The following is a 12,822-nucleotide window of genomic DNA, read 5'->3' as shown; positions in this document are numbered from 1 at the left end:
CTACTCGACCCGGCGAACCTTAATGGTCCGGTTATTATCGTCGTTGCCCAGGGTAAATGAATTCAGCATGCCCCGTTTAATAAAATGCCGTTCGCCAACGTTTATTTCGTAAAACTTACTGTCGTTCTGGCGCCAGATCTGGCCGTTATCAAACTCGACGATCAGTTCTTTACGGGGGCTGTAGCTGACTTTACTGACCGTCATATACATTTCATCAGTGTTTTTATCTGCCGGCTTTTTGTGTTCTAAGCCAAAGTCGCTGCTAGTGGGTGCAGCCTGAGCTGTTGCCGGGTTGTTGCTGACAGGGGCAGGGCGAACCGGCGCCTGACCGTGGGTCTGCACTGAAGTGCTGCTAACGGCAGACGGTTTCTCTGATGCAGTGCTTGCTGACAGAGTAATCTCGTCATAACACACCAGGCGTTTTAATGCGTTTTGCTGTTGCCGGCATTCGTTAATAGCCTGTTCCAGCGAATTGGCTTTTACCGGCATACTAACCAGTATGCCAGTGATGAAAATAAAAGGTGTTACCAGGCAAAGCGGTTTTTTCATTGTTGTTTTTCCTCTGCAGTCTGTTCCGGGTCGGGCGTTGGCTGATAAAAGCGGCTTAACCATAAGCCGGCTTCAAATAACAACCACATGGGCACGGCCAGCAAGGTTTGCGATAGTACATCAGGCGGGGTGAGTAGCATGCCCAGCACAAAAGCGCCGACGACAATATAAGGGCGTTTGCTGGCGAGTGTGGCCGGTGTTACTGTCCCGGTCCAGACCAGCAACAAAATCGCCACGGGTATTTCAAATGATAAACCAAATGCAAAAAACAGTTTTAATACAAAATCAAGATAACTGCTGATATCGGTGGCAACTGTTACTCCTGCTGGTGCGACACTGGTGAAAAAGGCGAACACCAACGGAAATACTACAAAATACGCAAAGGCAATACCGCCGTAAAACAGCAAAGTACTGCTAATGACCAACGGGGCAACCAGCCGCTTTTCCTTGCCGTACAGCGCCGGCGCGATAAATTGCCAGACCTGTAACAGGATATAGGGAATGGCCAGGCAAATTGCGACAATAAAAGTGAGTTTAAAGGGCGCAAAAAAGGGCGCAGCAACATCAGTCGCTATCATACTGGTGCCCTCGGGCAGCACTGCGATCAGGGGCGCTGCCAGCAACTGATATATATCTGCAGCAAAGTAGGCCAGGCATGCGAAGACCACAATCACCGCAATAACGCATTTGAGCAGGCGGTTGCGCAGCTCCAGCAGATGGCCCAGCAGACTATCGGCTTCCGGTTGTGTTTTCATCTTTATTTTCAACAGCCTTAGTATCGGCGCCAGCATCAGGCGTCGTGCTTTGTTTTACAGCCGGTTCAGCGGCTGGCGCAGATGGCGGGTTTACTGACTTTGCTGCCGCCCGAAGTTCATCCAGGGCGGCTTGTTCGTCCGGGGTCAGGTTAAGCAGGTTTTTGTTCTCTGCATCTTTTAATTTCTGGTGTAACTCATGCACCCGCAGGTTTTCACTAAGCTCAGCCTGCATCTGGCTGCCAAATTGTTTGATACTACGCACGGTTTTTACGGTGCTGCGAATGGCGCCGGGCAATCGCTCAGGTCCCAGCACCAATAAGGCAATTACCCCGATAACCAGCAGCTCCCAGAAACCCATTTAGTGTTTTTCTTTATCAGTTTGCTTGGCGTTGTCAGCCGTTACATCAGCTTGGCTACGCTTTTGTTCAGCCAGTTGTTCCGGCTTATCTTCGTCTGCCGGTTCATCTTTAATGGAACTGCGAAAGCCCTTTATTGCAGAGCCAAGATCGCTGCCAATACCCCGTAACTTTTTAGTGCCAAACAATAATACAATAATGGCCAGAACAATAAGTAACTGCCATATACTAATGCCACCAAACCCCATAATCACACCCTCTGTATTCTATGCTGAAATTGCTGAGCCAGTTTGCAACAAGTTTATGACAATAGTGCTTTTGCACCGAAAAAGATAGCCCCGCCCAGCAGTGCACCGGCCAGCCATAGCGGGCCAATGCTAAAGGCTATAGTACCACTTATCAGGGTGCCCGCAGCAAGTGCCGCCGCAATAATTTGCCGGTTGGCTTTGTGCTGCTGCAACTGCAATAACTGCAACTGTTGCAGCATCATTGCCTGCTGCTTGGGCCCTTGCTCAAGATAACGATGCAGCAGGGTTGGCATTTGTGGCAACTTTTCAGCCCAGAAGGGTGCATTGTCTTTTACCTGACGCCATAATGCCGGTAAGCCTACTTGCTGTTTTACCCAGCTTTCCAGGAACGGTTTGGCTGTTTTCCACAAATCAAGCTGCGGATAGAGCTGGCGGCCAAGCCCTTCAACGTAAAGCAGGGTTTTTTGCAGCAGTACCAGTTGTGGCTGCACCTGCATATTAAAACGCCGGGCGGTGCTGAATAAATTCAGCAGCACATGGCCAAAGGATATTTCGGCCAAAGGCTTCTGAAAAATGGGCTCGCAAACAGTACGAATTGCACTTTCAAACTCTTCAACGTTTGTATCAACAGGTACCCAGCCGGAATCCAGATGTAACTGAGCCACCTTCCGGTAGTCGCGATTAAAAAACGCCACAAAGTTTTCCGCCAGGTAACGTTTATCTTCACTGTTCAGCGTGCCAACAATACCGCAGTCGATACCAATATATTTGGGGTTATCCGGATGCTCACGTGACACAAAAATATTACCCGGATGCATGTCGGCATGAAAAAAACTGTCCCGGAACACCTGAGTAAAAAAGACTTCAACGCCCCGCTTGGCCAGCAACTCCATATCAGTATGTTGCGCGTTTAGCGCGGCAATGTCAGAAACCGGTATGCCGTATATCCGCTCCATCACCATCACATTTGGCCGGCTGAAATCACTGTATACATAGGGAATATACAGCGAGTCAGAGCCTGCAAAATTTCGTCGCAACTGAATGGCGTTGGCGGCTTCGCGTTGCAGGTCAAGTTCATCGAGGATGGTTTTGCGGTACTCCGACACCACTTCCCGTGGCCGAAGCCGTTTGCCATCAGGTAAGTAGCGGGCGGCAATAGCGGCCAGGCCATCCATTAAATCAAGATCAGCCAAAATCTGTTTGCGAATGTCCGGCCGGATCACTTTTATAACCACATCGGCATCGTTGCCATCAAGCTGGCGCAATACTGCAGCATGGACCTGGGCAATAGAGGCAGAGGCCAGCGGGGTGACACTGAAACTGCTGAACAACTCACTGATATCGGTCAGTTCCAGTGCTTGCTCAATAAGCTGCTGGGCCTGATCGCCCGGGAAAGGGTCGACTTTATCCTGCAGTCTGGCCAGCTCATCCGCTATTTCCGGCGGTAGCAGGTCGCGCCGGGTCGATAACATCTGGCCAAACTTGATCCATACCGGCCCCAGGCTTTGTAGCGCCAGTCTTAATCGTTTTCCTACCGGCTCTGTAGCATAACGGTTGCGCAGCCAAAACGCACTCTTGCGCATAGCCCGGGCATACCAGGGCTGCCAGCTGGCGGGTATAAGCTCATCAAGACCGTATTGCAGCAAGGTTTTCTGAATGTGATAAAAACGGCTTAATCGCACCTGTTACTCCTTGGGGCCGGGCAGGCTGGCTGTCAGCCGGGCTACCCGGGCACTGAGGTCGCTGACATCTTCGCTGAATTGTTGCATTTCCAGGCTACCGGGGGTGAGTAGTAATTCATCCTGCGCCAGCATCGTCACACTTTGCTCTATTAAGCGGGTTTTTTCCTGTAAATAGCGTTGAAGTTGTTTGATGCTTAGCGCTATTTTATGAGCCATGCCATCGCCAACATATCCAGATAACGCCTCTTGCCAGTCCGGATCCAGACTTTGCAGAAAATAGCTGTATTGCTGCGCGACCTGAATATCACCTTCTATCTGCAGTGCATCGGCTTTAATTAGCCGGGTAAGCTGGCTGGCATCCCGCAATTGCCGCAAACTAGCCAAATCGGTGCTGATCGCGCAATCAACCGCTTCATTATGCTGATTAAAAAGTAAACGATCAGAGCCGGCAGTCAGCACCATACGGAGTTTAAATTCCCGCAGAGTAAAAGCCAGTTGCTTGCCCTGCAATTTTTTAAGGCGTTCAGTTGCACCATTATCCATACTTATCAGGCTTTGGCACAGGCGCTCGGCACTGGCGCAAAGTAGTTGTGGTAACAGTGCTGTGAACATCAGAATTTATAACCGCGATGCAAGGCGACAATACCACCAGTCAGATTGTGATAACTGACTTCAGCAAAGCCGGCATCGGCCATCATTGCTTTTAATGTTTCCTGATCCGGATGCATCCTGATAGATTCTGCCAGATACTGGTAACTTTCTTTATCGTTGGCAATTAACTGTCCCATCACAGGCAGCAGCTTAAATGAATACATATCATAAACTTTACTGAGCCACTGCTGCTCAGGTTTGGAAAACTCCAGCACCAGCAAGCGGCCACCGGGTTTTAATACCCGGAACATTGATTTTAATGCGGCGGCTTTGTCGGTAACGTTTCTCAGGCCAAAGCCGATACTGATAATGTCAAAACTGTTATCAGCGAAAGGCAACGCTTCGGCGTTAGCCTGCACAAATTCAATATTGTTAATCAGCCCCAGATCACGCAATTTATCGCGGCCAACGTTGAGCATTGATTCGTTAATATCGGCTAACACCACTTTGCCGGTCGGACCAACCCGACGTGAGAATAAGGCCGCAATGTCGCCGGTGCCACCTGCCAGGTCCAGCACATGCTGACCAGGCCTGACACCACTACAATCAATAGTGAAACGCTTCCATAAGCGGTGAATACCCAATGACATCACGTCATTCATAGTGTCGTATTTGGCAGCAACTGAATGAAACACATTAGCCACCAGCGAAACTTTGTCAGCTGCGGCCACTGTTTTGTATCCGAAATGAGTGGTGTCGTGTTTAGGTTCAGTCATGAGGTTGCCTGTTTCAGCACTAAAAAGAGAAGCTAGTGTAAAAGAATTGGTCTCAGTAGCCAACTGCTGGTTATATACGGGGGAAACTTCAGCAGGTTCAGCCGGGTTGCAACATTAGTTCGTCAGCCACCTGGTTGCGGCCGCGTTCTTTTGCCAGTTTTAACACTTGTGAGCTGCGGGTCAGAAACTGATACCAGTTTTCTTTGGCCTGATACAGGCTTACGCCGAGCGAAATGGTGACTTTGGGCAGGCTTTTTTTATCACGGGATGATACAAATCGCAGCTTTTCCACCCCTTTGCGTACCTGCTCAGCAATTTCATTAGCGGTTCGAAGATCAATGTCAGGCAGCAGTAATAAAAATTCTTCGCCACCCGAGCGCACTGGCATACCGCTGGCCTGAACATAGCTGCCTACTTTACGTGCCACTTTACTTAAGATGACATCGCCAATGGTCTGGCCATAATCCTGATTAAAACGGCTGAAATGGTCGATGTCGACAACGATGGCGGCAATCCGGCGTTCCGGTTGTTCGGTTAACCAGAGATCAACCTGATTTTGCATGGCAATCCGGTTGTATAAGCCGGTAAGCGGATCCTGCATCCGCTGCAATTTCAGCTGCTCAAGCTCATGGCGGAGCTGGTGGCTTTGTTTATTGGCCATGTCGAGCTGGTTATGTAACTGTTGCTGCTGAAGCTGATAAGACTGCGCCTGCGACTTAATCACGCCGGCAATGTCGGCTGCCCTGACAGGCGCTGCGGCTAAATTGTCTAAATGCTGTTCAAGTTGCTGAATAAACTGACCGGTTGCTTCAGCTGCTAAATCGGTATAGCCGGATAAGCGGCCAACAATACCGGCGACTTCCTGCAACAACTGTTCCTGTTCGGCATTTTCGTCGGCCAGCCACCGTTGATACAACTCCGCCATGATAAAATCGTCCAGCGGCGTTTTGTTGGCAAGTTTCTGTTCGATCGCCTGACATAAACCTGCGTTGTTACCACTTATATAGTCGTATACCACCGCATAGTTGATCGGGTGGATCGCAAGTTGGTTATGCTGCAGGAAAGCTTTTACTAAGCCCGCTTTTTCCAGCGCTTGTTGCAGCGAATCCTTGTACTTCATAAGACGATGTTTAGCTCCGGAGCCAATCACTTTATTATTATTTTCAGGTCCCATAGTAACCGAATCCGGCTTGCTGGCAACCTGATATGTAAACAAAATCGTTCAGTCGCTGAAAATAGCGGCAAACAGACTGAAAAAAGTCGGCTCAGCTGCCGGTTTTGTCAGTTTAAGCGGCTTTCTTCCCCGGTAAATCGGGGTACAATCGTTGGCATGACCAGCGGAAGGAACAACCTTATGCGAAATATGCTTACTCTGATTGTATTAGCGGCCATGTTGACTGGCTGTACCGTGATACCATCGCAACAAGATGCCGATCAGCGCTTCAGCCAACTGGCTGAGCAAGTCTGGCAGGCTGAAACAAGGCTAACTGCAAGCGAACCAGACCGGTTACCTGATATGTCGCCCGCTGCGCTAAGTGCCCGCCAGCAACAACGAACCGCCTGGCAACAGCAATTAATGCAGGTTGATGCATCGCAGCTGTCAGAACAGAACCAGATTAACCTTGCGATACTGCAATACCGGTTGGCGGATCAGATTGATGAGTACCGGTTTAATGCACACCTGACGCCGCTGACTTCAGAGTCGGGTTTTCATACCTCTGTCGCGATGATGTTACAGCGCAGCGGTTTGCGTCAGCTTGATGATTATGAAAATTACCTGAAAAAGCTGGCGACGGTGCCTTTGTATATGCAGCAGCAAACGGACTGGATGCGGCAAGGCCTGGTTAGCGGGATCACCCAGCCCAAAGCAGTACTGGCTGGCTTTGAGAAGAGTATCATCTCATACATCACCGAAGACATGAGTGCCAGTGTATTTTACCGGCCATTTGCGTTGAAACCGGACTCAATAACTGAGGATAAGTGGCAACAGCTGCAGGCCCGTGCCCAACAGATAATCGTTAACGATGTTAACCCTGCATATCAGGCGTTTTACGATTTTATGGTGCAGCATTATATTCCCGGTGCCCGCACCACTATTGCTGCCAGTGCGTTGCCAGACGGCGCCGCATTTTACCAGAACAGGCTGGAGCACTATACTACATTGCAGTTAAGCCCGCGCCAGGTACATGAAACCGGTTTAGCCGAGGTAAAACGGATTCGGGCCCAAATGCAGGCCATAATTGACCAACTGGAGTTTGCCGGCTCTTTTGCCGACTTTATTCAGTTTTTACGCACTGATCCGCAGTTTTACCCGCAGTCTGAACAGGAGTTACTGCGCTACGCTGCCTGGTTATCTAAAAAAGCTGATGCCGAGCTACCGCGTTTGTTTAAAACCTTACCGCGCACACCATATGGTGTGGTGCCAGTGCCAGCAGAAATTGCTCCCAAGTATACCACTGGCCGCTACGCCGGTGCGTCACGGGATGATCAGGCCGGTTTTTACTGGGTAAACACCTACGCGCTTAACCGCCGTCCCCTATATGAGATGCCAGCATTAACGTTGCACGAAGCGGTGCCGGGTCATCATTTGCAAATTTCTCTGGCCCGTGAGCAACAGAGCCTGCCTGACTACCGTCGCAGCTTTTATACCTCGGCTTTTGGTGAAGGCTGGGGTTTATACGCAGAGTATCTGGGGCTTGAGATGGGCTTTTATGACGACCCTTATGCCGACTTTGGCCGTCTGACCTATGAAATGTGGCGGGCAGCCCGGCTGGTGGTCGACACCGGTATGCACAGTATGGGCTGGAGCAGGCAGCAGGCTATTGATTTTCTGGCCGAAAACACCGCGTTATCGATGCACAATGTTACCACAGAAATAGACCGCTATATCAGCTGGCCAGCGCAGGCGTTGTCATACAAATTAGGGGAGCTGACCATCAGACGGCTGCGGACTGAGGCAGAGCAGCAACTAGGCAGCAAATTTAATATTCGCCAGTTTCACGATGTGGTGCTAAGCAACGGCAGTGTGCCACTGGCTGTGCTGGAAAAACAGGTTGCCGCCTACATTACAGCAGAGTTGGCAAAATAGTTGGGATTGGCATTGCAAAAAAAAGCCGGCTAATGCCGGCTATTTGCTAACTATCACTTTTATTAGTAACGGCCAGAGGCTGAATTGTTACTGTGTGATACCACTGTGATGGCAAGGTTGTATCAGGCTGGAATCAATGCCGGACAACAACTTTAGGCTCTGTATCAATCTGACCGTCATGGTCTATCGCTGCCATTTTATCACCAGCAAACAGCACTGCCACCTTGTGGCTGTCTTGTTGCCGGACAAACCGTAACTCATAGCCGAATCGCTGCAACTTAGCAACAGAAAATTTCTGCGCTAAATTGAGTTCGTCCCAGAAATAATGCATATCCTTATCCGTCTGGCGCCGCTCGTGAATCATACCTGGCTCCAACTACATGGATCTATGTTTCGGGGTTCAGTCAGGCCAGTCAGCAAAGCGCTAAAATGGTTTGCCATTGGGCGCAGGTAACAGGCATAACAGAAAGTCTGTTGCCTTTGCGTACCAACGGCAACTCTGTCAGATTAGCTAAACTTTTAAGTTTGTCCAGTCGGATGAGTTGAACCAGCTTGCTGGCATACACTAAATCTACCGCTACCCAGCGGGGATTGTCGGGTGAAGATTTGGGGTCAAAATAAATGCTGCAAGGGTTAAACTGGCTGGGATCAGGATAGGCAGCCCTGACCACCCGGGCAATACCGGCAATACCAATGTCTTTGCAACTGGAGTGATAAATAAATACCTCGTCGCCAACGGCAACATCATCACGCAGAAAGTTTCTGGCCTGATAATTGCGAACGCCTTCCCAGACTATTGGTGTATCGGGTGCATTAGCAAAGTCGTCGATACTGCATTCATCCGGTTCTGTTTTAAATAACCAGTAGTTCATCTTTGCCAGGTACCTTGCTTTGCGGCAGAATAGAAAGTGCCAAGTGTAGCAAAAGGACCGCCGGATGAGTCAGGTATTAGAGAATTTGTTGTCATTGTTAAAACTGGAAACCATTGAACTGGGGCTGTACCGAGGACAAAGTCAGGATTTAGGCTTTAAAGCCGTTTTCGGCGGCCAGGTAATGGGGCAAGCGCTGTCAGCAGCAAAAGAAACCCTGACTGAAGAGCGTAAAGTTCATTCTTTTCACTCTTACTTTCTAAGGCCGGGCGATGCGGCAAAACCAATAGTGTACGAGGTTGAAAATATCCGTGACGGTAAAAGCTTCAGCACCCGCCGGGTTAGTGCTATTCAGTATGGTAAACCGATTTTTTACATGACGGCGTCTTTCCAGACGCAAGAGCAGGGTTTTAGTCACTACGATCCAATGCCGGAAGTGCCAGGCCCGGATGAGCTGGTGTCTGATCTGGCGTTTTATCAGCAACATGCTTCTTTGATCCCGGAAAGTTTACGCAGCAAGTTTATTTGTGAAAAGCCTATTGAAATGCGGCCGGTCGATTTTCAGAATCCGTTTCAGCCGCAAGTCAGCGCGCCAAAACGTTATGTCTGGTTCAGAGCGAATGGCAACATGCCAGACGATATCCGGGTGCACAAATACTTATTAGCTTATGCTTCAGATTTTAACTTCCTGCCAACGGCGCTGCAGCCTCATGGCGCATCGTTTATGGCGGCAAATATGCAGGTGGCCACTATTGATCATGCCATGTGGTTTCATCAGGACTTCCGGTTCGATGACTGGTTACTGTATGCTGTAGACAGCCCTCGGGCCAGCGGCGGTCGTGGCCTGGTGCGAGGGCAGTTTTTTAATCGCAGTGGTGAGCTGGTTGCCTCAACCATTCAGGAAGGTGTTATTCGCCAGTATGCACAGGCCCGTTAACCATTAGCGTCGTGTCCGTTATCCTGCTGTGGCACAATACTTTGCAGACTCTGTAAAATGTCATTGCGAAGCAGGGTATTGACGACCTGGCTCAGCTGGCCGAGGCGATCAGTACTGCAAACCTGGCTTTCGCTGTTGGTATGGCTTAAACCCGATTCTTTTAAGGCGTTGATTAAGGTGGTAAATAACCCTTTGTCATAATATTCAGGTGCGATAATACCATGCAGGTTCAGTAAGCGCTGTGCCAGCAGATGGCTACGTTTTTCAAGGTCTGGGCGACTCAGCGGCCCCTGCGCCTGAATTAAATTAAGCACTATTGCATAACGCTGCAGCGTATCTCCGGCATTATGTGCCAGTAGGCTCAACTGATAATACTGCCGGCTTTGCTGGGGTGGTGCGCAGTAGGTGTCGCCGTTACATTCAATGATACCCTGCTCGGTCATAAACTGCAGCAGTGCCTGACAGTAAGTCTGTAATGAGCTGACATATAAAAATAATTCCGCCCGTAATAATGGATACAATTGCTCAATGTAACTCAGTAACTGTTGTCTGCTGATGCTGCGATGATGCAAGACTGCACAAGCTAGCAGTGACGGCAGCATAAATAAATGCAGGATATTATTGCGGTAATAGCTTGCTAACACACTGTGTTCGTCACTTAGGCTAATCAGTTCGCCAAAACCATCGGTGCTGCTTTGCACTTTCTGTAACGACAGAGCATGGCTGATCAGGCCATCTGCATCGTTTTCCGGCAGACTGACATGAGGGTGGTATGGCACCTGCCGTTGCAAACTAAGATACAAATCGAGCTGTTGGCTTAATTCATCCCGGGTCATGATGTGTTTATCTGTGGCCAGAATACTTAGTGCGATAAGATTGGTGGCATTCAGGGCCGCAGCCTGATTAATATGTTGCATTACCTGATTTGCCAGCTTGGCAACCAGCGGGTTTAACCAGTTAGGTTTTTGCACTTCCAGTGGATGAATATTGCTTTTCCAGTCAGTTACTTGTTGATTCAAATACTGGTTAAGCTGTATGGGCTCACCAAAATTAACATAACCGTAGCCGTAATCACGTAAATTCCGGATAGCTTTCAGGACGCCGCCAATTGACTCCTTTTTTTTGCCGGAACCCTGCAGCTCATTGACATAGGTGCTGACTTCCATGACATGCTCATAGCCCAGATAAACCGGAACCAGCGTTACCGGGCGTTCTATACCCCGCAACATCGATTGCACTGTCATTGCCAGCATGCCGGTTTTTGGCTGTAATAACCGGCCGGTGCGGCTGCGGCCACCCTCAGAGTAATACTTCACAGCATATCCTTTGCTAAATAGCTGGCTCAGGTATTCGCGAAACACAGCCGAATACAGTTTGTTGCCGCTAAAACTACGCCGGATAAAAAATGCGCCGCCCCGACGGAATATGGTACCTGCCGGGAAAAAATTTAAATTTATGCCTGCCGCGATATGTGGAGGCACCAATCCCTGATGATAAATAACGTAACTTAGCAGCAGGTAATCCATATGGCTGCGATGACAGGGTACGTAGACAATTTCGTGACCCTTCTGCGCCAGATCCCGCAGCATATCGGCATTATTAATTTTGATACCACTATACAGTTTTTTCCAGAGCCAGCTCAGTACTCTGTCGCCAACTCTTAACGTCGACTCGCGGTAATCAGCGGCAATTTCCTGCAGCAACTTATGGGCTTCATTCCGCGCCACTTTAATCGAGACTTTTTTACTGCGGGCTTCATCTTCTATTGCCTGCTTTAATGCCGGCGATGCCAGTAACGAATTAAACAGCTGACTGCGGTTGACCAGCTTCGGTCCGGTTGCCGCCAGTTTTTGCCGGTAAAAGTGAAAGCGGGACATTCTAAGCAGTTTGTGGGCCGTGTCTGTTTTATCGCCAAACTGCGCCGCCATCTGATTAAGTGATACGGCGCGGCTTAACCGAACCAGCGTGTGGCGGCCAGATACCAGCACAATTAACATTTTTGCCAGCCAGTGGGGGGCGTTTGCTTCGCCAAGCAACCATTTAATGCTGTTTTCTTTGCCGGGCGCCCGTCCCCATAAAATAGCAACCGGCACCAGCTGGGCATCCAGCTCAGGATTTGCTAAATGCAGCTGCAGTAATTGCTGACCCTGCGCCAGCGCGCGGGTTTTCCGTCTGCCGCCGATAACACTATGCGGTTTTACCAGAAACAAGGTACGTGCCAGTTGCTGCCCATCAAGGGCAACAGGGACCAGCGGATCTGGCAGCTCAAGTTTCTGACAAACCCGGCGCAGGGTCGCCAAATCACTGGCCGACTCGGTATGACAAATGTAAAAAACAGGCCGGTTAAGATCCAACGCCAACTCAGTGACGGTGTTATCGGGCACAATTTTAAATTTTACCAGAAGCCGCAATGGCCATTTTAGTAAGGCGGTAAACAACGATAACAAAGAAAACATAACAATACCGGCGCTGAATCACAGACCTACAAGAATATCATGGAAGCGAAAGCTGGCAAATTTGTCGTGCAGACAAAAAGTTGGCAATTGCCAAAAGCCTGTATATACTCACAGTATTCACTGTATAGGTAGCCAGCATTATGAGACCACTTACGCCTCGTCAGGCAGAAATTTTGCAACTTATTAAAGATTATCAGGCTGAAACCGGCATGCCTCCTACCCGCGCTGAAATAGCTAGTCAATTGGGCTTTAAGTCAGCTAATGCAGCAGAAGAGCATTTAAAAGCGCTGGCTAAAAAAGGGGTGCTGGCCATGATGCCTGGTACCTCTCGTGGCATTCGGTTACTCGAAGATGAAAATGAACCTGAACAACTGGGCTTGCCATTAATTGGTAAAGTTGCCGCCGGACAGCCTATTTTGGCTGCAGAGCATGTGCAGAGTCATTACCAGGTCGATGCCAACTTGTTCAAACCCCATGCCGACTTTTTACTTAAGGTGCAGGGCATGAGCATGCAG

The 12,822-nt window shown here is 49.4% G+C and carries 14 protein-coding genes; 3 read left to right on the top strand and 11 right to left on the bottom strand.

Annotation, left to right across the window (positions count from 1 at the left end):
• The 8 genes from KQY15_RS17635 to KQY15_RS17600 all read right to left on the bottom strand — a co-directional run bounded on the left by KQY15_RS17635 (position 1) and on the right by KQY15_RS17600 (position 6,077).
• Positions 1 to 549 carry a hypothetical protein gene (locus tag KQY15_RS17635; RefSeq protein WP_217671234.1) on the bottom strand — a complete coding sequence of 183 codons (549 nt, stop codon included), beginning with the start codon at positions 547 to 549 and terminating at the stop codon, positions 1 to 3.
• Positions 546 to 1,304: a twin-arginine translocase subunit TatC gene (tatC, locus tag KQY15_RS17630; protein WP_217671233.1), complete on the bottom strand. Its 759-nt coding sequence runs from the start codon at positions 1,302 to 1,304 to the stop codon at positions 546 to 548. Before tatC ends, KQY15_RS17635 begins: the two co-directional genes overlap by 4 nt.
• Positions 1,279 to 1,662, bottom strand: coding sequence for a Sec-independent protein translocase protein TatB (tatB, locus tag KQY15_RS17625; RefSeq protein WP_217671232.1), 384 nt, complete (start codon positions 1,660 to 1,662; stop codon positions 1,279 to 1,281). The genes tatC and tatB overlap by 26 nt, the downstream gene beginning before the upstream one ends.
• Positions 1,663 to 1,908: a Sec-independent protein translocase subunit TatA gene (gene tatA / locus KQY15_RS17620; protein WP_217671317.1), complete on the bottom strand. Its 246-nt coding sequence runs from the start codon at positions 1,906 to 1,908 to the stop codon at positions 1,663 to 1,665.
• Positions 1,909 to 1,961: 53 nt separating this feature from the next.
• Complete coding sequence (gene ubiB, locus KQY15_RS17615; RefSeq protein ID WP_217671231.1) at positions 1,962 to 3,590, bottom strand: ubiquinone biosynthesis regulatory protein kinase UbiB; 1,629 nt, start codon at positions 3,588 to 3,590, stop codon at positions 1,962 to 1,964.
• A 3-nt stretch (positions 3,591 to 3,593) separates the two neighbouring features.
• A complete protein-coding gene (locus KQY15_RS17610) occupies positions 3,594 to 4,202 on the bottom strand; it encodes a ubiquinone biosynthesis accessory factor UbiJ (RefSeq protein ID WP_217671230.1) in 609 nt (202 codons plus the stop codon).
• Positions 4,202 to 4,957 carry a bifunctional demethylmenaquinone methyltransferase/2-methoxy-6-polyprenyl-1,4-benzoquinol methylase UbiE gene (gene ubiE, locus KQY15_RS17605; protein WP_217671229.1) on the bottom strand — a complete coding sequence of 252 codons (756 nt, stop codon included), beginning with the start codon at positions 4,955 to 4,957 and terminating at the stop codon, positions 4,202 to 4,204. The genes KQY15_RS17610 and ubiE overlap by 1 nt, the downstream gene beginning before the upstream one ends.
• Before the next feature lie 97 nt (positions 4,958 to 5,054).
• Positions 5,055 to 6,077 carry a GGDEF domain-containing protein gene (locus KQY15_RS17600; protein WP_217671228.1) on the bottom strand — a complete coding sequence of 341 codons (1,023 nt, stop codon included), beginning with the start codon at positions 6,075 to 6,077 and terminating at the stop codon, positions 5,055 to 5,057.
• A gap of 234 nt (positions 6,078 to 6,311) precedes the next feature.
• On the opposite strand from KQY15_RS17600, the gene KQY15_RS17595 reads away from it, so the two are divergent.
• Positions 6,312 to 8,045 carry a DUF885 domain-containing protein gene (locus tag KQY15_RS17595; protein WP_217671227.1) on the top strand — a complete coding sequence of 578 codons (1,734 nt, stop codon included), beginning with the start codon at positions 6,312 to 6,314 and terminating at the stop codon, positions 8,043 to 8,045.
• A gap of 133 nt (positions 8,046 to 8,178) precedes the next feature.
• Here the strand turns inward: KQY15_RS17595 and KQY15_RS17590 are convergent, their stop codons facing one another.
• Both KQY15_RS17590 and KQY15_RS17585 read right to left on the bottom strand, forming a co-directional pair.
• The gene (locus tag KQY15_RS17590) at positions 8,179 to 8,409 is read right to left on the bottom strand and encodes a hypothetical protein (protein WP_217671226.1); all 231 of its coding nucleotides are present in this window, start codon (positions 8,407 to 8,409) and stop codon (positions 8,179 to 8,181) included.
• Positions 8,410 to 8,458: 49 nt separating this feature from the next.
• Positions 8,459 to 8,917, bottom strand: a complete 459-nt coding sequence (locus KQY15_RS17585; protein WP_217671225.1) for an EVE domain-containing protein — start codon at positions 8,915 to 8,917, stop codon at positions 8,459 to 8,461.
• A 64-nt stretch (positions 8,918 to 8,981) separates the two neighbouring features.
• Here KQY15_RS17585 and tesB point away from each other — a divergent pair, with 64 nt between their 5' ends.
• The gene (gene tesB / locus KQY15_RS17580) at positions 8,982 to 9,851 is read left to right on the top strand and encodes an acyl-CoA thioesterase II (protein ID WP_217671224.1); all 870 of its coding nucleotides are present in this window, start codon (positions 8,982 to 8,984) and stop codon (positions 9,849 to 9,851) included.
• Here the strand turns inward: tesB and plsB are convergent.
• The gene (gene plsB / locus KQY15_RS17575; RefSeq protein ID WP_217671223.1) at positions 9,848 to 12,307 is read right to left on the bottom strand and encodes a glycerol-3-phosphate 1-O-acyltransferase PlsB; all 2,460 of its coding nucleotides are present in this window, start codon (positions 12,305 to 12,307) and stop codon (positions 9,848 to 9,850) included. The two genes, tesB and plsB, sit on opposite strands and share 4 nt — an antisense overlap.
• A 140-nt stretch (positions 12,308 to 12,447) precedes the next feature.
• Here plsB and lexA point away from each other — a divergent pair.
• The coding region (gene lexA, locus KQY15_RS19125; protein ID WP_254795819.1) for a transcriptional repressor LexA at positions 12,448 to 12,822 on the top strand (375 nt) is incomplete at its 3' end.

Source organism: Arsukibacterium indicum (assembly GCF_019100565.1).
Lineage (GTDB): Bacteria > Pseudomonadota > Gammaproteobacteria > Enterobacterales > Alteromonadaceae > Alishewanella > Alishewanella indicum.
This window is presented reverse-complemented; position numbering and strand designations above follow the sequence as displayed.

Excerpts from the sequence above, each read along its gene's own strand:
- tatC (WP_217671233.1), bottom strand. The coding sequence starts at position 1,304 with ATGAAAACACAACCGGAAGCCGATAGTCTGCTGGGCCATCTGCTGGAG.
- tatA (WP_217671317.1), bottom strand. The coding sequence starts at position 1,908 with ATGGGGTTTGGTGGCATTAGTATATGGCAGTTACTTATTGTTCTGGCC.
- KQY15_RS17590 (WP_217671226.1), bottom strand. The coding sequence starts at position 8,409 with ATGATTCACGAGCGGCGCCAGACGGATAAGGATATGCATTATTTCTGG.
- KQY15_RS17635 (WP_217671234.1), bottom strand. The coding sequence starts at position 549 with ATGAAAAAACCGCTTTGCCTGGTAACACCTTTTATTTTCATCACTGGC.
- KQY15_RS17595 (WP_217671227.1), top strand. The coding sequence starts at position 6,312 with ATGCGAAATATGCTTACTCTGATTGTATTAGCGGCCATGTTGACTGGC.
- KQY15_RS17600 (WP_217671228.1), bottom strand. The coding sequence starts at position 6,077 with ATGAAGTACAAGGATTCGCTGCAACAAGCGCTGGAAAAAGCGGGCTTA.
- tesB (WP_217671224.1), top strand. The coding sequence starts at position 8,982 with ATGAGTCAGGTATTAGAGAATTTGTTGTCATTGTTAAAACTGGAAACC.
- KQY15_RS17610 (WP_217671230.1), bottom strand. The coding sequence starts at position 4,202 with ATGTTCACAGCACTGTTACCACAACTACTTTGCGCCAGTGCCGAGCGC.
- KQY15_RS17585 (WP_217671225.1), bottom strand. The coding sequence starts at position 8,917 with ATGAACTACTGGTTATTTAAAACAGAACCGGATGAATGCAGTATCGAC.
- ubiE (WP_217671229.1), bottom strand. The coding sequence starts at position 4,957 with ATGACTGAACCTAAACACGACACCACTCATTTCGGATACAAAACAGTG.
- plsB (WP_217671223.1), bottom strand. The coding sequence starts at position 12,307 with ATGTTTTCTTTGTTATCGTTGTTTACCGCCTTACTAAAATGGCCATTG.
- tatB (WP_217671232.1), bottom strand. The coding sequence starts at position 1,662 with ATGGGTTTCTGGGAGCTGCTGGTTATCGGGGTAATTGCCTTATTGGTG.